This is a genomic window from Saccharopolyspora tripterygii, from assembly GCF_054778355.1.
Genome location: NZ_BAAGZP010000045.1, coordinates 57482 through 76026, shown reverse-complemented (window position 1 = coordinate 76026; position 18545 = coordinate 57482). Strand labels below are relative to the sequence as shown.

Here is an 18545-nt window from a genome sequence, read left to right as displayed (position 1 = left end):
CGGTCACCTCACTTGGGCCCGAGGGTGGCCAGCGCCTTGCGCAGCACCGCCGAGGTATCCAGGTCGCCGCCGCCGTTGGCGAGCACGGCCTCCACGGTCTGGTCGGCTTGCTTGGTCGAGAAGCCGAGGCCCACCAGGGCTTCGGAGACCTCGCTGCGGATCCGGCCGCGATCGAGGGTGGCGGTCGGCTCGACGGTCGTGCCCGCGACCACGCCGACCTTGTCGCGCAGTTCCAGGATCAGCCGCTCGGCGCTCTTCTTGCCGATGCCCGGGACCTGGGTGAGCACGGTCAGGTTGCCGTCGGCCAGTGCCGTGCACAGCTGGTCCGGCGAGAGCACCGCCAGCGTCGCCAGGGCCAGCCGCGGCCCGACACCGGAAGCGGTCTGCAGCAGGCCGAACAGGTCGCGCGCCTCGGCGTCGGCGAAGCCGTAGAGGGTCAGCGAGTCCTCGCGCACGATCAGCGAGGTCCACAGCCGGGATTCCTCACCGCGCCGCAGCCCGGCGAGGGTGGCCGGGGTGGCGTGCACCGCCATGCCGACGCCGCCGACCTCGACCACGGCGTGGTCCAGGCCGATCGACAGCACCGGTCCGCGCACCGTGGAGATCATCGGGTCCTGCCTCCTGTTCCCGGCGCGGCATTCGTGTCCGCGCCCTGCTTGCGCTGCGCCTCTTTGAGCTTCGCGCGGTGGTTGCGCGCGAGTTCGGCGGCCCGCGCCTCGGCCTGCGCGAGCCGGTCCATCATCGGCGCCCGCCACAGGTGGCAGACGGCCAGGGCGAGCGCGTCGGCGGCGTCGGCCGGCTTCGGCGCCTCGGTCAGCCCGAGGATCTTGGTGATCATCGCGGTGACCTGCTTCTTGTCGGCCCGGCCGGACCCGCTGATGGACGCCTTGACCTCGCTGGGCGTGTGGAAAGCGACCGTCAGGCCGCGCCGCGCCGCCGCTAGCGCGACGACGCCGGAGACCTGGGCGGTGCCCATGACCGTGCGCACGTTGTGCTGGCTGAACACCCGCTCGATGGCCACGACCTGGGGTTGGTGGACGTCCATCCACCGCTCGACCTCGGTGGAGACCGTCAGCAGCCGCGAGGCGAGCTCGTCCTCTTGCGGGCTCCGCGCCACCCCGACGGCCACGCTCGTGACCGAGCGGGCCTTGCCGCCGTCGACCACGCCGAGCCCGCAGCGGGTCAACCCCGGGTCGACTCCCAACACGCGCACGACGCCACCCACCAAGCCGAAGCCACCAAGAACACTCGTTCGAACCCTAACCAATCCAGGCCCGCGCACCACACCCGACACGCCTTCCCCATCACCCACGTGGGTGGTGGTGTCAATTTCTTAAGTATTTGAACGACACCCGGGTGAGCCTCAAATACTTAAGAAATTGACGCCAACGTGAGGCGAGTGTGGGTTACGGGCCGTTGACTCCGGGGGTCCAGGACTCGGGGAGGCCGGAGTCCGTCAGGATCGGTTGGTACTCGCGGAAGCCGCCGGGGGCGTCGGGCTGCCAGGGGAACTTGGCGTCGTCCGGGCTGGAGACGATGAGCTGCACGGCCGGGAAGTCCGGGCCGCTGTAGACCAGGAAGGCCGAGCCCAGGTACTCCGGGTAGTGCTGCAGGGCGATCTTCTCGAACGTCACCGGGCAGCCCTGCAGGAATCCCTCGTAGAGCCGGCCGGGCTGCAGCCGCTCGCCCTGCCCCACGCGCTGCACGTAGGTGTTGACCACCGAGTGCGCGACCTCCTGCGGAAGTCCGATGACCACGACCTCGGGCTTGCCGAACCGGCGCCAGGCGCCCACCGAGAACGCGTAGGCCGGGCCGTCGTCGTCCCCGGCGACGTGCATGACCGCCGCGCCGTGCTGCTCGGCGGTGTTGACCATCCACTTGCGCAGTGCTTCATCGGTGTCGACCACGGCGTCATTCTGCACGTCCAAGCAAGAACCGCTCCCCCCGACGCCCGGAATCCGGACGCCGAGAGGAGCGGCACTTGATCCGCGTTCCGCGCGAAGCGTGACCGGGAAACCGGCCCACCGCGGAACCTCAGAAGATCAGGAGTTGATCTCTGCCATGACCTCGTCGCTGACATCGAAGGCCGGGTAGACGTTCTGCACGTCGTCGCAGTCCTCCAGCGCGTCGATCAGCTTGAAGATCTTGCGCGCGCCTTCGGCGTCGAGCTCGACGTTGACGGCGGCCAGGAAGTTGGTCTCCGCCGAGTCGTACTCGATGCCCTCGGCCTGCAGCGCCTTGCGCACGTCGACGACGTCCGAGGCGTCGGACAGGATCTCGTAGCTCTCACCGAGGTCGCTGATCTCCTCGGCGCCGGCCTCCAGGACGGCGGCGAGGACGTCGTCCTCGCTGAGGCCGTTCTTCGGCAGCAGCACCACTCCGCGGCGGGTGAACAGGTACGAGACCGAGCCGGCGTCGGCCATCGAACCGCCGTTGCGGGTCATGGCCGTGCGGACCTCGCCCGCAGCCCGGTTGCGGTTGTCGGTGAGGCACTCCACCAGCACGGCGACGCCGTTGGGGCCGTAGCCCTCGTACATGATCGTCTGCCACTCGGCGCCGCCGGCCTCTTCGCCGGCTCCGCGCTTGCGAGCGCGCTCGACGTTGTCCATCGGGACCGAGTTCTTCTTGGCCTTCTGGATCGCGTCGTAGAGGGTCGGGTTGCCCTCCGGGTCACCACCGCCGGTGCGGGCGGCGACCTCGATGTTCTTGATCAGCTTCGCGAAGAGCTTGCCGCGCTTGGCATCGACGGCGGCCTTCTTGTGCTTGGTGGTGGCCCACTTGGAGTGGCCGCTCATCTCTCCTCCGTCTTTCCACGCCCGGAGCGGCGCGTCACCGCCCGCGGACGATCTGTACGAAATAGCGGTGCACCCGCTCGTCCCCCTCGACCAGCTCCGGGTGGAAGGCCGTGGCGAGCACCGCTCCCTGCTGAATTGCGACGATCCTACCGGCGAGCCCCTCCCCCTCGACCGCATCGGGGGTCGTGGCGCCGTCGGACCTGTGAGGAACCGTGGCCAGCACGGACACCTCGTCGCCGATTTTCTCGACCCAGGGCGCGCGGATGAACACCGCGTGGACCGGGTCCTCGATCCCCTGGAAGTCGAGGTCGGTCTCGAAGGAGTCGACCTGCCTGCCGAAGGCGTTCCGGCGCACGACCACGTCCAACGCCCCCAGCGGGCGGACCGCCGCGGCCCTGTCGTCCTCAACGCCGGAGGCCAGCATGATCATTCCTGCGCAGGACCCGTAGGCGGGCAGACCGCCGGCCAGCCGGGCGCGCAGTGGCTCGTGGAGCTCGAAGGTGTCCAGCAGCCGCGTCATGGTCGTCGACTCACCGCCCGGCAGCACGATGCCGTCGACCCGGTCGAGTTCCTCGACCCGTCTGACCAGGATCGACCGAGCGCCGCAGCGCTCCAGTGCGGCCAGGTGCTCGGCGACCCCACCTTGCAGCGCCAGCACCCCGATGAGGGGCTCGTTCATGATCATTCTCCTCCCCCGTGAGATGGGAGTCCGAGAGTTCGGTTCGTGGGGGTGGGGGAAGTTTTCATGAAAACTTCCCCCACCCCCACGACCGACCAACAGGACCGCGGTTCAGTTCTCACCAGCCACGAGTGGCGAGGCGGTCCTTGTCCGGGATGTCGTTGATGTTGATGCCGACCATGGCCTCGCCCAGACCGCGCGAGACCTTGGTGACGACGTCCGGGTCGTCGTAGAAGGTGGTGGCCTTGACGATGGCCTCGGCACGCTTGGCCGGGTCGCCGGACTTGAAGATGCCGGAGCCGACGAAGACGCCCTCGGCGCCGAGCTGCCGCATCATCGCCGCGTCGGCGGGGGTGGCGATGCCGCCGGCGGTGAACAGCACGACGGGGAGCTCGGAGGTGCGGGCGACCTCGCGGACCAGGTCGATCGGGGCGCGCAGCTCCTTGGCGGCGACGTAGAGCTCGTCGGTCTCCAGCGTGGAGAGCTTGCGCATGTCCGTGCGGATCTGGCGCATGTGCCGGGTGGCCTCGACGACGTTGCCGGTGCCGGCCTCGCCCTTGGAGCGGATCATCGAGGCACCCTCGGCGATCCGGCGCAGCGCCTCGCCGAGGTTGGTCGCGCCGCAGACGAACGGCACGGTGAAGGCCCACTTGTTGATGTGGTTGGCCTCGTCGGCGGGCGTGAGGACCTCGGACTCGTCGATGTAGTCGACGCCGAGCGACTGCAGCACCTGGGCCTCGGCGAAGTGGCCGATGCGGGCCTTGGCCATCACCGGGATGGACACCGAGTTGACGATGCCCTCGATCATGTCCGGATCGGACATCCGCACCACGCCGCCCTGCGCGCGGATGTCGGCGGGGACTCGTTCGAGCGCCATGACGGCGACCGCGCCAGCCTGCTCGGCGATCTTGGCCTGCTCCGGGGTGACCACGTCCATGATCACACCGCCCTTGAGCATTTCGGCCATGCCCCGCTTCACGCCGTCGGTGCCGGTGGGTGCGCTGTCCGCTGCGGTAGTCACCTTTGATCTTCCTTCACATTCCGGTGTTGTTCCCGTAACCAACCTAGACACGAACTGGACCACCGACACGGTCCACTGAACCTCGATTTCAGTAGTCCACTTCACGCTCGCGTCCCACGGGCGCGGCCTTGCACGAGCACAACTCCGGGTGTGTGATCGGAGACACATCTCGTCTTCGCCCGGGTAGTGCAGGAGCTCGCCATGGGAAGCAAACAAGCCGGAGCGGCAGGCGGGCCGGGTGTCCCGGCCCCCTCAGATCCCGCTCAGATCCGCAACGTCGTCCTGGTCGGCCCCTCCTCGGCCGGCAAGACCACGCTCGTCGAGGCGCTGCTGGAGGCCACCTCGGTCATCCCCCGCCCGGGCGCGGTCGCCGAAGGCACCACGGTGTGCGACCACGAGCCGGCCTCGATCGAGCAGCAGCGCTCCATCGCGCTGTCGATCGCCCCCGCCCAGCACGGCGACACCAAGATCAACCTGATCGACACCCCCGGCTACGCGGACTTCGTCGGCGAACTGCGCGCGGGACTGCGCGCGGCCGACGCCGCGCTGTTCGTGGTGGCCGCGACCGAGGGAGTCGACGCCTCGACCCGCGCGATCTGGCACGAGTGCGCGGCGGTGGGGATGCCGCGCGCGGTGGTCATCTCGCGGTTGGACCAGCCGCGAGCCGACTTCGACACCGCACTGCTGACCTGCCAGGACGCCTTCGGAGAGGGCGTCCTTCCGCTGTACCTGCCGCACGTCGAGGGCGGCGAGCCCACCGGCCTGATCGGGCTGGTCACCGAGAGCGTCTACCGCGACGGCGAAGTCCTGCCCGCCGACGACGCCCTGCGCGCGAGGTTCGAGCAGCCCCGCGGTGAGCTGATCGAGGCGATCATCGCCGAGAGCGAGGACGAGTCCCTGATGGACCGCTACCTCGCCGGCGAGCAGATCGACGAGGACACGCTGATCGGCGACCTCGAAACGGCGGTCGCGCGGGGCGGCCTGCACCCGGTGCTGCCGGTAGCGGCGCTGACCGGCCTCGGCGTGCCCGAAGTCCTCGACGGCATCCGGCGCGGCTTCCCGTCGCCGCTGGAGCACGAGCTGCCGGAGTTCACCGACCCGGAAGGCGGCAACGCCCGCCTGCTCACGCCCGACCCGGACGGCCCGCTGGCCGCCGAGGTCGTGCACACCTCGGTCGACTCCTACGTCGGGCGCGTCTCGCTGGCCAGGGTCTTCTCCGGCACCATGCGGCCCGAGCGTCCGGTGCACGTCTCCGGTCACGGGATGGCCGAGCGCGGCCACCCCGACCACGACGAGGACGAGCGCGTCGCGCACCTGTACTCACCGCTGGGACCGCACCTGCGGGAGGTGTCCCACTGCGTGGCCGGCGACCTGTGCGCGTTGACCAAGATCGGTTCGGCGGAGACCGGCGACACGCTCTCCGACCCGTCCGATCCGATGCTGCTCACCCCGTGGCCGATGCCCGAACCACTGCTGCCGATCGCGGTCATCGCCCACAACCGCAGCGACGAGGACGCGCTGGCCCGCAACCTCAACCGGCTCATCGCGGCCGACCCGAGCCTGCGTCTGGAACGCGACAGCGAGACCCACCAGCTTGTCCTGTGGTGCATGGGCGAAGCGCACGCCGACGTCGTCCTGCAGCGGCTGCGCGAAGGCGGCGCCGAGGTGGACACGGTGCCCGTGCGGGTCGCGCTGCGGCAGACCTTCACCAAGCCCGCCAAGGGGCACGGGCGGCACGTCAAGCAGTCCGGCGGGCACGGGCAGTACGCGGTGTGCGACCTGGAGATCGAGCCGCTGCCCGCCGGCTCCGGGGTCGAGTTCGCGGAGAAGGTCGTCGGCGGCGCCGTGCCCCGCCAGTTCATCCCCAGCGTCGAGAAGGGCGTGCGCGCCCAGCTGGAGAAGGGCATCACCGAGGGCTGCCCCATCGTCGACGTCCGAGTCACGCTGGTGGACGGCAAGGCGCACAGCGTCGACTCCTCGGACGCGGCGTTCCAGGCGGCCGGGGCGCTGGGCGTGAAGGCCGCCGCCGAGCAAGGGGGCCTCACCACGCTCGAACCGGTCGACGCGGTCGCCGTGCACATCCCGGACGAGCACCTGGGCGCCGTCCTGGGCGACCTGTCGTCCCGGAGGGGCAAGGTCGTGGGCACCGAGCCGGAGGACGGCGGCTGGACGGTCGTGCGGGCGCACGTGCCGGCCAGCGAGCTGACCCGCTACACGGTCAACGTCCGCTCACTGACCTCGGGCAGCGCCACCTACACCCGCCACTTCGAGACCTACGAACCGATGCCGGAGAACCTCGTCCCCAAGTGACGGGCAGTTTTGGTCCGAATTGACCGGGCAAAACGGACTTCGATCATGGACAATTCGGACCAAAACCGCCCCACACCCGAGATGCGGAAGCGCGGGTAGCGGCAGCTCCCAGTTTTAGTCCTAATTGAGCCGACATTTCGGACATGATCATGGCTCGGTTTGGACTAAAACTGCGCGTTGCCAACGGACGATGTCAACGTCACCATCCACCGCACCCAGGTCCCCGGCCCGCGTTGCGGCCTCGCCTCGCGGCCGGCGGAGACCGGCGGCGTGCGGGGTGGACGTCAGGGCGGACGGGTGGAGGTCAGGGCGTGCGGGGTGGAGACCGGCGCGTGCGGGGGTGGAGGTCAGGGGCGGGCTGAGGTGTGCACTGCGTGGAGGCGTTGGGCGATGGTGGCGAGGGTGAGGGCCGCCAGGAGCCAGATGGCGATGTCGAGGACGTGCGGTACGCCGAGCCCGTGCAGGCCCGTGCCGGTGAGGATGATCAGGAACCGCTCGGCCCGCTCGGCGAGACCGCCGTCGGCCTGGAGGCCGTTGGCCTCGGCGCGAGCCTTCACGTAGGAGATCACCTGGGCGCCCGCCAGGCAGATCAGCAGGCCCAGCCCGCGGTCCTGGTCGACGTCGACGACCAGCGCCCACCAGACCAGCGACCCGAACAGGGCGCCGTCGGCGATGCGGTCGCAGCTGGCGTCGAGCACTCCCCCGAAGCGCGTGACGCGACCGCCGACGCGGGCCATCGCGCCGTCGAGGATGTCGAAGAGCAGGAAGATCGCCGTCACCACCGTGCCCACGAACAGCGATCCGCGCGGGAAGAACCACAGCGCCGATGCGACCGAGGCGACGGTTCCGATGACCGTCACCGCGTTCGGCGTGAGGCCGATGCGGACCAGGCCGCGGCCGATCGGATTGGTCAGCCGGGACAGCGATGCCCGCGCGAAGATGTTGAGCATGTGCCTTCAGGTGCCAGCGGTGGGTTTGCAGTGGTCGCCGCGAGGCGGCTCGGTGCAGATTAGCCGGAATTCGATCGCCCCCGGCCGCTGGTGCGCCCACGTCCGCAGCTCGGCGTGATCTACCGCACATCGGGAATGGTTGAAGCTTCAACATAGTTGGTCCATGGTGAGAGCAACACCAACAACCCCTTCAGGAGGTACGCGACCATGACGGCCACCGCGCAGATCCCCGGCTACACGACCGGCACCTGGGACATCGACCCGGTGCACTCGGACGTCACCTTCTCCGTGCGCCACATGGGCGTCGGCAAGTCCCGGGGCCGCTTCGGTGCCTTCTCGGCCGAGATCGTCACCGCCGAGGACCTGCTGCAGTCGTCGGTGAACGCGACGATCGACGTCTCGTCGATCGACACCCGCAACGCCGACCGCGATGCTCACGTGCGCAGCGCCGACTTCTTCGACGCCGAGCAGTTCCCCACCGCGACCTTCCGCTCCACCGGGATCCGGCAGGACGGCGAGGACTACCTGATCGACGGTGAGTTCACGCTCAAGGGCGTCACCAAGCCGGTCACCCTGACCGCCGAGCTCAACGGGTTCTCCGACAACCTGCTCGGCATCTCGGCGACCACGACGATCAACCGGAGCGACTTCGGCGTCGGCCCGGCCGGCGGTGCGGTCGTGGGCGAGAAGATCGCCATCACCCTCGACATCGAGGCTCAGCTCCGGGGCTGACCTCTTGTGGTGGTGGGGAAGTTTTCATGAAAACTTCCCCACCACGACGTCACCTCAGCAGCGAGAAGGGGCAGGACCACGTCGGTCCTGCCCCTTCTCGCTGCGGGTTCGGGAAGTCAGTTCCACGCCTCGGAGAGCAGCTTCCAGGTGTCGCCCAGCAGCTGCGGGAGCACCTTCGTGTGGCCGATCACCGGCATGAAGTTGGAATCGCCGCCCCAGCGCGGCACGACGTGCTGATGCAGGTGCGCGGCGATGCCCGCACCGGCCACCGGCCCCTGGTTGAGGCCGATGTTGAAGCCGTGCGGCGACGAGATCGAGCGGATCACCCGCATCGCGCGCTGGGTGTACTCGGCGACCGCGACCGTCTCCGCCGCGGTGAGCTCGGTGTAGTCCGCGACGTGCCGGTACGGCAGCACCATCAGGTGCCCCGGGTTGTACGGGTACAGGTTCAGGATCGCGAACACGAGCTCGCCGCGGGCCACGATCAGCGAATCCGAGTCCGGCTGACCGGATTCCAGCAACCTGCAGAACGGGCAGCCGTCGCTGTCGTCGCCCTCCGGCTTGTTCTCGCCCTGGATGTAGGCCATCCGGTGCGGGGTCCAGAGCCGCTGCAGGGCGTCGTCGACCCCGGTACCTTCCTGCCGCGTCAGCTCGACGCCCTCGGATTCGCTCACGCCTGACCCGCCTGGAAGTTCTCCGCGGTCGGCGAGGCGTTCTCGCGCCGCTGCACCCAGTCCACGAGCGCGTTGACCGCGTCGTCGACAGGGACGCCGTTGATCTGCGTGCCGTCGCGGAACCGGAACGACACCGCGTCGCCCTCCACGTCCTTGCCGCCGGCCAGCAGCATGAACGGGACCTTCTGGGTGGTGTGGTTGCGGATCTTCTTCTGCATCCGGTCGTCGCTGGTGTCGATCTCGACGCGAATCCCCAAGGCGCGCAACGCCTTGCGCACCTTCTCCAGGTGCTCGACGTGCTCGTCGGCGATCGGGATGCCCACGACCTGCACCGGCGCCAGCCACGCCGGGAACGCGCCCGCGTAGTGCTCGGTGAGCACGCCGAAGAACCGCTCGATCGAGCCGAACTTCGCCGAGTGGATCATGATCGGGCGCTTCCGCTCACCGTCGGCCGCCTGGTACTCCAGCTCGAAGCCCTCGGGCTGGTTGAAGTCGTACTGCACGGTGCCCATCTGCCAGGTGCGGCCGATCGCGTCCTTGGCCTGCACCGAGATCTTCGGCCCGTAGAACGCCGCACCGCCCGGGTCGGCCACCAGCTCCAGGCCGCTGTCGTGCGCGACATGTTCGAGGACAGCGGTCGCCTCGGCCCAGTCCTCGTCCGAACCGGCGAACTTGTCGGGCTTGGAATCGTCGCGAGTGGACATCTCCAGGTAGAAGTCGTCCATCCCGAAGTCGCGCAGCACCGACAGCATGAAGTTCAGCAGGTGCTTGACCTCGTCGGGCGCCTGCTCCTTGGTGCAGTAGCTGTGCGAGTCGTCCTGCGCGAACCCGCGCACGCGGGTCAGGCCCTGGATGACGCCCGACTTCTCGTACCGGTACACGTGCCCGAACTCGAACAGTCGCAGCGGCAGCTCGCGGTAGGAACGCCCGCGGGAGCGGAAGATGAGGTTGTGCATCGGGCAGTTCATCGCCTTGAGGCGGTACTGGTACCCGTCGAACTCCATCGGCGGGAACATCGTGTCCGCGTAGTACGGCAGGTGACCCGAGGTGTGGAACAGCTGCTCGTGCGAGATGTGCGGAGTGCCGACGTACTCGAAGCCCTCGTCGATGTGGCGCTCGCGGACGTAGTCCTCCATCTCGCGCTTGATGATCCCGCCCTTGGGGTGGAACACCGGCAGACCGGAACCGATCTCGTCCGGGAAGGAGAACAGGTCCAGCTCGGCACCCAGCTTGCGGTGATCGCGCCGCTCGGCCTCGGCCAGCCGCTCGACGTACTCCTCCAGCTTCTCCTTGGACTCCCACGCGGTGCCGTAGACGCGCTGGAGCTGCTGGTTGGCCTGGTCGCCGCGCCAGTAGGCGGCGGCGACGCGGGTCAGCTTGAAGGCCGGGATGAACCGGGTGTGCGGGACGTGCGGGCCGCGGCACAGGTCGCCCCAGACGCGCTCGCCGTGCCGGTCGATGTTGTCGTAGACGGTGAGCTCACCGCCGCCGACCTCCATGACCTCGGAGGTGTCCACCGAGTCGTCGCCGGACTTCAGGTCGACCAGTTCCAGCTTGTACGGCTCGTCGGCCAGCTCCTCCTTCGCTGCCTCGATCGAGTCCAGGCGGCGGCGGGAGAACTTCTGGCCGGACTTGAGGATCTGCTTCATGCGCTTCTCCAGCGCCTGCAGGTCCTCCGGGGTGAACGGCTTGTCGACGTCGAAGTCGTAGTAGAACCCGTCGCGGACCGGCGGGCCGATGCCCAGCTTCGCGTCCGGGAACAGGTTCTGCACCGCCTGCGCGAGCACGTGCGCGGCGGAGTGGCGGATGACGCTGCGACCCTCTTCGGTCTCAGCGGCCACGGCCTCGACCTCGGCGTCCGATTCGGGCGCCCAGTCCAGGTCGCGCAGGGCGCCCTCGGCGTCGCGGACGACCACGACGGCGTCCGGGCCCTTGGACGGCAGCCCCGCCTCGGCGACGGCCGCGCCCGCAGTAGTGCCCGCCGGAACCTTCACCCGAGGTGCTTGCTGGGCGTGGGAAGGCTGTACGGACACGATCACTCCTAGACTGGGCCGGTCCACCGGCGCGGATACGCTTCGCAACCCGATGCTATCGGTGGGCACCAAGCAATTAACGCCCAGCCCACGACCTTGATGGCGTTCCAGTGGTCACCTCGCTCGGCGGTGCGGGTAGCGGAACCTCATCGGCCGTGCGAGCTGCGCAGGTGGTCGCAGCGGCTGGGGGTGCTCGCAGTTCAGCCCGACGCCGCGATGAGCTCCTCCAGCTCCAGCGCGGACACCCGCTCACCTGCGAACGGGCCGATCGCCGCGCACACGCCCAGGGCCCGCAGCCGCTCGGCCTGCAGCTCGTCGCGGACCTCGCCCGCGACCACCGGCAGGTTCATCAGGTCAGCCGCGCCGGTCGCCGCGCCGAGCAGGTACTCGTCCAACGGGTCGGGCCCGTCGGGATCGGCGAACCCGGCCAAGTGCGGGCCGCCGATGTGCACCCCGAACAGCGGCAGGCCGCGCAGCCTGGCGACCCGCGCGTAGTCGTCCCCGAACTGGTAGACCACCAGCCGGATGCCCATCTCGGCGAAGATCTCGACGGTGTCCACGGTGTCGCCCTGGTGGTCGAACAGCGCGGACTCGGGCATGCCCAGCGCGAGCGACGGCGCGGGCAGGCCGGTCTCGCGCAGGATCCGCTGCACGTCGTTGACCAGCTCGGGGTCCCTGCAGTGCCGGTGCGAGAGGTTCATCGCCGCGATCGGTCCGCGCTCGCCGAAGCGCTCGGTCCAGTGCGCGGCGTGCCTGCACACCTCCCCGAGCGCCCAGCTGCCGAGCCGGGTGATCAGCCCGGTCTCCTCGGCCAGGTCCAGGAACGAGTCCTGCCCCAGCTCGCCGAACTCGGGGTGGTCCCAGCGGATGTCGGCGGCCGCGGCGAACAGCGAGCGGTCGCCGAGCAGCCGCATCGGCTCGTACTCGACGAACAGCTCGCCCTGGTCCAGCGCGGCGGGCAGGGCCGCGGAGAGCTTGAAGCGGTCGCGGGCTTCGGCGTTGAGGGCGGCGTCGAACAGCACCCACTGCGCCCGCCCGTCCTGCTTGGCCCGGTAGAGGGTGATGTCGGCGTCCCGCAGCAGCGATTCGGCGTCGGTGCCGGCCACCGGCCGTTCGACGATGCCGACGCTGGCGGAGGCGGCGAGCTCGTGGGCGCCGATGCGCGCGGGCCGGGTGACCTCGGCGAGCATCTTCTCCACCTGTCCCACCAGTCCTGCCGCGCCTTCGGTGTCGGGCACGAGCACGACGAACTCGTCGCCGCCCATCCGCGCCGCCAGCGCGCCGAACTCGGAGGTCAGGGCCTGCAGGCGCTGGGCGACGGCGCGCAGCAGCTGATCGCCGACGGGATGTCCGAGGCTGTCGTTGACGGCCTTGAAGCCGTCCAGGTCGAAGAAGCACAGGCCGACCCGGCGCTCGGGGTGGGTGCGCTCCAGCGCGCGTTCCATGCTGGTCTGCAGCTGGGTCCGGTTGGGCAGCCCGGTCAGCGGGTCGTGCACGGCCTGGCGCCGGAACTGCTCCTGGAGCATGTGCCGGTCGGTGATGTCCTCGTAGAGCATCACCAGGTAGTCGGGCGCACCGTCGGCGGCGCGCACCAGCGAGGCCGACAGCTGCGTCCAGATGTGCGAGCCGTGCTGCTCGGTGAAGCGGGTCTCCAGCTGGAAGCGGTCCACCTCACCGCGCACCAGGTCCGCGTTGGCCGCCGTCAGCTCGCCGATCCACGAGGTGTCGGCGAGGTCGAAGATCGTCCGGCCCACCAGCGAGTCCTCGCCGAGCCGGAAGATCCTGGTCATCGAGTCGTTGATCTCGTCGATGACGCCGTCGAGCGTGACGATCGCGATGCCCAGGGCGGAGGAGGTGAACACGGCCCGCGACCGCGCCTCAGACGCCCGCAACGCCTCCTCGGCGGCGTCCCGGGCGTCGAGCACGGACTGCTTGATGATCTCCTGCTCGTCGAGGGTCTGCTCGCGCAGCGCCCCGGCGAAGCCCGACCCGACCGCGCCGAGCACGTCGACCAGCCGGGCCGGGTCCACCTCGCGGTGGCCCGGGAGCGCGGAGGCCAGGTGGTTGAGCGTTCTGTGCACGACGACGGGGTTGGTGAAGTGCACTCCGACCAAGCGCTCACCGGTCCGCCGCGCGGGTTCCAGCGGCCCGTCGCACGCGGTAAGCACGTCGTCGAAGCACTTCTCCAGGAACGCCTCGATCTCGGGACGGCCCATCGCCACGTAGCTGGTGTGGATGATCTCGCGCGTCCACTGCGCAACCACGTGCCGACGTTCGGCCGCCCCGGTGTCGGGGCTTCCGTCGGTTTCAGGCATCGCTCACACCTTCTGCCCGGCGTTGCCGGTCGCATCGCGCACCGGCCGGGGGCCGGCCGGTGCGAAGTCGGTGATCAGTCTGGCCACAACGTCGCGAGCTCGCACGACGACGCCTCAGACCTTGCGCCCGACCAGTCCGTAGACGATGGACTCCTCGGGTCGTTCACCGACGTCCTCGGGCGAGTCGGGGTGCCACTCCGGGACGTAGACCACCCTCGGCTCGACGAGCTCGAAGTCGGAGACCAACTCGGCGACCTCGGCGCGGGTGCGCAGGGTGACCGGGTTGGAGCTGTTCTCGTAGAGCTTGACCAGGCCCTGCACGCCTTCCGGGAAGTCCTCGCCGGTGACGTGCGAGAAGCCGAGGTAGCTGCCGGGGGCCATCTTGTCGTAGTACTGGCCGATGATCTCGCGCGGCTTGGCGCTGTCCGGGACGAAGTGCAGCAGGGCCACCATCATCACCGCGACCGGCTGCGAGAAGTCCAGCAACCGCTGGGTCTCCGCGGATTCCAGCACCGCGGGCACGTCCAGCAGATCGGCTTGCACGATCGTGGCGTTCTCGTTGCCGTCGAGGATCGAGCGGCTGTGCGCCACGGCGACCGGCTCGTTGTCCACGTAGACCACGCGCGCCTGCGGGTCCACCGCGTGCACGATCTCGTGCACGTTGCCCGCCGTCGGGATTCCCGAGCCGATGTCGAGGAATTGGCGGATCCCCCGGTCGAGGCAGTAGCGCACCGCGCGGCGCAGGAAGGCGCGGTTGTTGAGCGCGACCTCCTTGACGTTGGGCACGACGCCCAGGACCTGGTTGCCGAGTTCGCGGTCCACGGCGAAGTTGTGCGCGCCACCTAAGTAGAAGTCGTAACAGCGGGCGGCGCTGGGCTTGTCCAGGTCGACTCCCTCGGCCAGCCAGTCGGGTCGCTGCTCCATAGAATCCAGCCTCCTGCACGTGGTTTTCAGTTCGACACCCGGGAAAAGGTGATCAACAAGGCCATCGTACTGTCACGCACAGCGTCTGGTCATGCGCCGTCAGTGGTCCGACCAATGTGCTCGTGCGCGGGCCCCTCTCGCGGAATCCTGTTTCTCCTTCGGGGTTTTCGAGCCACTTGAGATCAACTACGCGCCGCCCACGAGATCGACGACCTCCATCGCCGACACCCGATCGCTGACGTGCGGCCCCTGGATCAGACTCACCCCGATCTCCGACAACCGGTTCGCCTGCTCCGCACTCGTCACACCGGTGGCCAGCACCGGGAGGTCCATCAGGTGCGCCGCGCCGACCGCGCTGCGCACCAGGTACTCGCTGATCGGCTCCGGTCCGCCGGGGTCCGCCAGGCCCTCGATGTGCGGTCCGTCGATGAGAACCCCTGCCAGCGGCAGATCTTTGAGGCGGTCCACCCGGGAGTAGTCCGAGCCGAACTCGTGCACGAACAGCTGGATGCCCATCTCGGCGAAGATCCGCACGGTGTCGACCGGTTCCCCCTGGTGGTCGAACAGCGCGGATTCCGGCAGGCACAGGACCAGCGATGCCGCCGGAAGCCCCGTGGTCTCCAGCGATTCGCGCAGATCGCGGACCAGCTCGGGATCACGGCAGTGGCGCGCCGAGAGCGTCACCGCCAGCAGCGGCGCGTGCTCGCCGAGCTCGCGGGTCCAACGGGCGGCGTGGCTGCCCGCCTGCTCCAGGGTCCAGCCGCCCAACCTGGTGATCAGGCCGGTTTCCTCGGCGAGACCGAAGAACCGGCTCGCCCCCAGCTCGCCGAACTCGTCGTGGTCCCAGCGCACGTTGGCCATCACGGCCAGGATGCCGCCGGTCTCGACGTCGGCGACCGGGTCGTACTCGACGAACAGCTCGTTCTTCTCCAGCGCCGAGGGCAGCGCGGCCGAGAGCCGGAAGTTCTCGTGCGCCAAGGCGTTCCGCTCGGGGTCGAAGAGAACCCACAGCGCTCGCCCGTCGCGCTTGGCGCGGAACAGCGTGATGTCGGCGTCGCGCAGCAGCGAACCGGTGTCGGTGCCGATCACCTCGCGCTCGACGATCCCGACGCTGGCGGAGGCGGTCAGCTCGTGGGCGCCGATCCACATCGGCTTGGTGATCTCCCGGAGCAGCAGGTCGACCAGGTCGATCACCCGGGCGGCGTCGTAGGAATCGGGGATGACGACGGCGAACTCGTCGCCACCGGTGCGCGAGACCACCGCGCTCTCCTGCGCGGCCAGCGCTTGCAGCCTGCGTCCGACCTCGCGCAGCATCCGGTCGCCGATGCCGTGACCGAGGCTGTCGTTGACGGCCTTGAAGCCGTCCAGGTCGAACAGGCACAGGCCCACGCGGCGACCGGGGTAGACGGGCGTGAGCGCGGCGTCGATGCGGGATTCGAGCTGGGCGCGGTTGGCCAGCCCGGTGAGCGGGTCCTGAACGGCCTGCTTGCGGAACTGCTCCTGCAGCAGGTGCCGGTCGGTGATGTCCTCGCAGAGCACCACGAGGTGGTCGGGCCTGCCGAGGTCGTCGCGGACCAGCAGCGCCGTCATCCGCACCCACACCTGCGCGTCGTCGGCAGCGGTGAAGCGGGCATCGAGGTTCACCCGCTCTCCGGCCCCGTCGGAGAGGTCGGCGAGCGCTCCGGTCAGCTCCGGGCGCCACCGGTCGTCGACCAGTCGCAGCACCGAGGCGCCGATCAGCTCGGTCTCGGAGAGCCGGAACATGCGGCGCAGCGCCGCGTTGGCCTCCTCGATCACGCCGGCGGTGCTGACCGCGGCCACGCCGGTGGTGGGGGTGTTGAACAGCACCTCCGCCCGTCCGCGGTGGTTGCGGGCCGGGCGCTGCACCACGGCCGAGCTCGCGCGCAGCTCTTCGGCGAACCCGGCGGAGAGGTTGCCGAGGGCGGTCACGATCCGGGCGGGCGGGACGTCGGGCAGGATCCGGGGCAGTTCGGCGGCGAGCAGCGTGAGCGTGCTGGGGAGGACGGCGGGGTCGTGCCGGTGCAGCGCGACGAGTTCCGCGCCCGCGGTCTTGGCCGCGCCCTCGCGATCAGGGCAGGAGAGTTCGCCGAGCAGGTGCTCCAAGCAGCCGCTCAGCAGCTCTTCGGCTTCACCGCGGCGCAGCGGCACGTAGCCGGTGTGCGCGATCTCGCGCTTCCACCGCTGGATGAACTCCTCGCGAACCAGCTTGGCGATCACGGTTCGGCTCCGGCGGTACTCCGGTGTGGCGTTCGACGCACGCGCCCACCCTGTCCTCGACATAGTCAACACCGCGTGTAACCGGCCCTGCACGTTGAGCACCGACGCGGTTGATCAATTGCCGATCCTACTGTCACTCACCGCGTCCGGTCACGTACTCAGCGGTGAAGAAATGCGCCTAGTACGCCCTCGCCCGTAGACCGGACGGTGGAAATGATCTTCAGCCGTCCGGTTCCCCGAGGTAGTGGCCGAGATCGGTTATGAGCATTGTCACCAGCCCGCATGGCGGGATCGGGGGTAAGGCAGACCTAAGCTTGGGGTTGATTCCGCGCATGGCCCAAGGCCCGGTCCATTTCGGGTCCGCTGTCGCGCGGCTTCGCAGTCGAGCGCGCCGAGCCAGGCGCACCTGGAGGAGAGTGCATGACCCGCCCGTTGCGAGTCGCGATCGTCGGGGCCGGCCCGGCCGGCGTTTACGCCGCCGACATCCTGACCAAGTCCGAGACGCCGGTCGAGATCGACCTGCTGGACCGGATGCCGGCACCCTACGGGCTGATCCGCTACGGCGTGGCCCCCGACCACCCGCGCATCAAGGGCATCATCAACGCGCTGCAGCGCGTGATGGAGAAGCCCGAGATCCGCTTCCTCGGCCACGTCGAGTACGGCGTGGACGTCAAGCTCGAAGACCTGCAGCGCTACTACGACTCGGTGATCTTCTCGACCGGCGCCGACCAGGACCGGCCGCTGGACATCCCGGGCATCGACCTCGCGCACAGCTACGGCGCCGCCGAGTTCGTCTACTGGTACGACGGCTACCCCGAATCGCCGCGCGACTGGACCCTCGACGGTGAGCACGTCGCCGTGATCGGCGCGGGCAACGTCGCGCTGGACGTGGCCCGCGTGCTGGCCAAGCAGGCCGACGACATGCTCAGCACCGAGATCCCGGACAACGTGTACCGCGGCTTGTGCGACTCCGCGGTCACCGACGTGCACCTGTTCGCGCGTCGCGGACCGGCGCAGGCCAAGTTCACGCCGCTGGAGCTGCGCGAGCTCGACCACCAGGACGAGGTCGAGATCATCGTGCACCCGGAGGGCTTCGAGCTCGACGAGGCCAGCGAGCAGGAGATCACCAGCAACAACCAGGTCAAGTCCATCGTCAAGACCTTGCAGGACTGGGCGCTGCGCGACCCCAAGCACAACACCAAGCGCCGCCTGCACCTGCACTTCCTGCGCGGACCGGTCGAGGTCACCGGCACCGACCGCGTGGAGAGCTTCAAGGTCGAGGTCATGGAGCTCACCGGCGACGGCAACGTGCGCGGCACCGGCGAGTACGAGACCTACCCGGTCCAGCAGGTCTACCGGGCCGTCGGCTACCTCAGCTCGCCGATCGCCGACCTGCCCTTCGACACCAAGAAGGGCACGGTGCCCAACGACGGCGGCCGCGTCCTGGACCTCGACGGCGAGCACATCCCCGGCGTCTACACGACCGGCTGGATCAAGCGCGGTCCAGTCGGCCTGATCGGCCACACCAAGGGCGACGCCCTGGAGACGATCAACCACCTGCTGGAAGACCTCGACCAGCTCCCCGAGCCCGAGCAGCCCGACTCCGACAGCATCATCAACGTGCTGGAGGAGCGCGGCATCCAGTACACGACCTGGGAGGGCTGGGCCCGCCTGGACACCCACGAGAAGTCCCTCGGCGAGCCCCACGGCCGCGAGCGCATCAAGGTCGTCGCCCGCGACGAGATGGTCAAGATCTCCCGAGGCGAGTGACGACCAGTTCCACCGTCACCAACGGAACCCGAAGCCACCCGAAGGCCCCGGCCCGGCCGGGGTGGGGTGGGGTGGGGTGTGTGGTGGGGGTGGGGGTGGGGGTG

The 18545-nt window shown here is 69.4% G+C and carries 15 protein-coding genes; 3 read left to right on the top strand and 12 right to left on the bottom strand.

What is annotated here, in order from left to right; all coding sequences use genetic code 11:
• Nucleotides 1-8: 8 nt before the first annotated feature.
• From ruvA to pdxS, 6 genes are all read right to left on the bottom strand, one after another.
• On the bottom strand, nt 9-608 hold the full coding sequence (gene ruvA / locus ACYVF3_RS30750) for a Holliday junction branch migration protein RuvA (protein WP_461157788.1): 600 nt from the start codon (nt 606-608) through the stop codon (nt 9-11).
• The gene (gene ruvC / locus ACYVF3_RS30745; protein WP_461157787.1) at nt 605-1213 is read right to left on the bottom strand and encodes a crossover junction endodeoxyribonuclease RuvC; all 609 of its coding nucleotides are present in this window, start codon (nt 1211-1213) and stop codon (nt 605-607) included. The genes ruvA and ruvC overlap by 4 nt, the downstream gene beginning before the upstream one ends.
• Nucleotides 1214-1406: 193 nt before the next feature.
• Nucleotides 1407-1874 (bottom strand): DUF4262 domain-containing protein, encoded by a 468-nt coding sequence (locus ACYVF3_RS30740; protein ID WP_461157820.1) that lies wholly within the window; start codon nt 1872-1874, stop codon nt 1407-1409.
• Between the two features lie 168 nt (nt 1875-2042).
• Nucleotides 2043-2795 carry a YebC/PmpR family DNA-binding transcriptional regulator gene (locus ACYVF3_RS30735; RefSeq protein WP_461157786.1) on the bottom strand — a complete coding sequence of 251 codons (753 nt, stop codon included), beginning with the start codon at nt 2793-2795 and terminating at the stop codon, nt 2043-2045.
• 34 nt (nt 2796-2829) lie between these two features.
• Nucleotides 2830-3474: a pyridoxal 5'-phosphate synthase glutaminase subunit PdxT gene (pdxT, locus tag ACYVF3_RS30730; RefSeq protein ID WP_461157785.1), complete on the bottom strand. Its 645-nt coding sequence runs from the start codon at nt 3472-3474 to the stop codon at nt 2830-2832.
• Nucleotides 3475-3592: 118 nt separating this feature from the next.
• Complete coding sequence (pdxS, locus tag ACYVF3_RS30725; RefSeq protein ID WP_461157784.1) at nt 3593-4495, bottom strand: pyridoxal 5'-phosphate synthase lyase subunit PdxS; 903 nt, start codon at nt 4493-4495, stop codon at nt 3593-3595.
• Nucleotides 4496-4696: 201 nt separating this feature from the next.
• Between pdxS and ACYVF3_RS30720 the strand changes: the two genes are divergently transcribed.
• Entirely contained in the window at nt 4697-6805 is a 2109-nt protein-coding gene (locus tag ACYVF3_RS30720) for an elongation factor G-like protein EF-G2 (protein ID WP_461157783.1), read from the top strand.
• Between the two features lie 347 nt (nt 6806-7152).
• On the opposite strand, the gene pgsA is transcribed toward ACYVF3_RS30720, so the two are convergent.
• Complete coding sequence (pgsA, locus tag ACYVF3_RS30715) at nt 7153-7755, bottom strand: phosphatidylinositol phosphate synthase (RefSeq protein ID WP_461157782.1); 603 nt, start codon at nt 7753-7755, stop codon at nt 7153-7155.
• 207 nt (nt 7756-7962) lie between these two features.
• On the opposite strand from pgsA, the gene ACYVF3_RS30710 reads away from it, so the two are divergent.
• Entirely contained in the window at nt 7963-8487 is a 525-nt protein-coding gene (locus ACYVF3_RS30710; protein WP_461157781.1) for a YceI family protein, read from the top strand.
• 116 nt (nt 8488-8603) lie between these two features.
• Here the strand turns inward: ACYVF3_RS30710 and ACYVF3_RS30705 are convergent, their stop codons facing one another.
• The 5 genes from ACYVF3_RS30705 to ACYVF3_RS30685 all read right to left on the bottom strand — a co-directional run bounded on the left by ACYVF3_RS30705 (nt 8604) and on the right by ACYVF3_RS30685 (nt 16671).
• Nucleotides 8604-9161, bottom strand: a complete 558-nt coding sequence (locus ACYVF3_RS30705) for an HIT family protein (RefSeq protein WP_461157780.1) — start codon at nt 9159-9161, stop codon at nt 8604-8606.
• Nucleotides 9158-11194 (bottom strand): threonine--tRNA ligase, encoded by a 2037-nt coding sequence (gene thrS, locus ACYVF3_RS30700; protein ID WP_461157779.1) that lies wholly within the window; start codon nt 11192-11194, stop codon nt 9158-9160. The genes ACYVF3_RS30705 and thrS overlap by 4 nt, the downstream gene beginning before the upstream one ends.
• A 200-nt stretch (nt 11195-11394) precedes the next feature.
• A complete protein-coding gene (locus ACYVF3_RS30695; protein ID WP_461157778.1) occupies nt 11395-13509 on the bottom strand; it encodes a putative bifunctional diguanylate cyclase/phosphodiesterase in 2115 nt (704 codons plus the stop codon).
• Between the two features lie 114 nt (nt 13510-13623).
• The gene (locus ACYVF3_RS30690) at nt 13624-14433 is read right to left on the bottom strand and encodes an SAM-dependent methyltransferase (protein WP_461157777.1); all 810 of its coding nucleotides are present in this window, start codon (nt 14431-14433) and stop codon (nt 13624-13626) included.
• A 186-nt stretch (nt 14434-14619) separates the two neighbouring features.
• The gene (locus tag ACYVF3_RS30685) at nt 14620-16671 is read right to left on the bottom strand and encodes a putative bifunctional diguanylate cyclase/phosphodiesterase (protein ID WP_461157776.1); all 2052 of its coding nucleotides are present in this window, start codon (nt 16669-16671) and stop codon (nt 14620-14622) included.
• 420 nt (nt 16672-17091) lie between these two features.
• Between ACYVF3_RS30685 and ACYVF3_RS30680 the strand changes: the two genes are divergently transcribed.
• Nucleotides 17092-18441: an FAD-dependent oxidoreductase gene (locus ACYVF3_RS30680; protein ID WP_461157775.1), complete on the top strand. Its 1350-nt coding sequence runs from the start codon at nt 17092-17094 to the stop codon at nt 18439-18441.
• Nucleotides 18442-18545 lie beyond the last annotated feature (104 nt).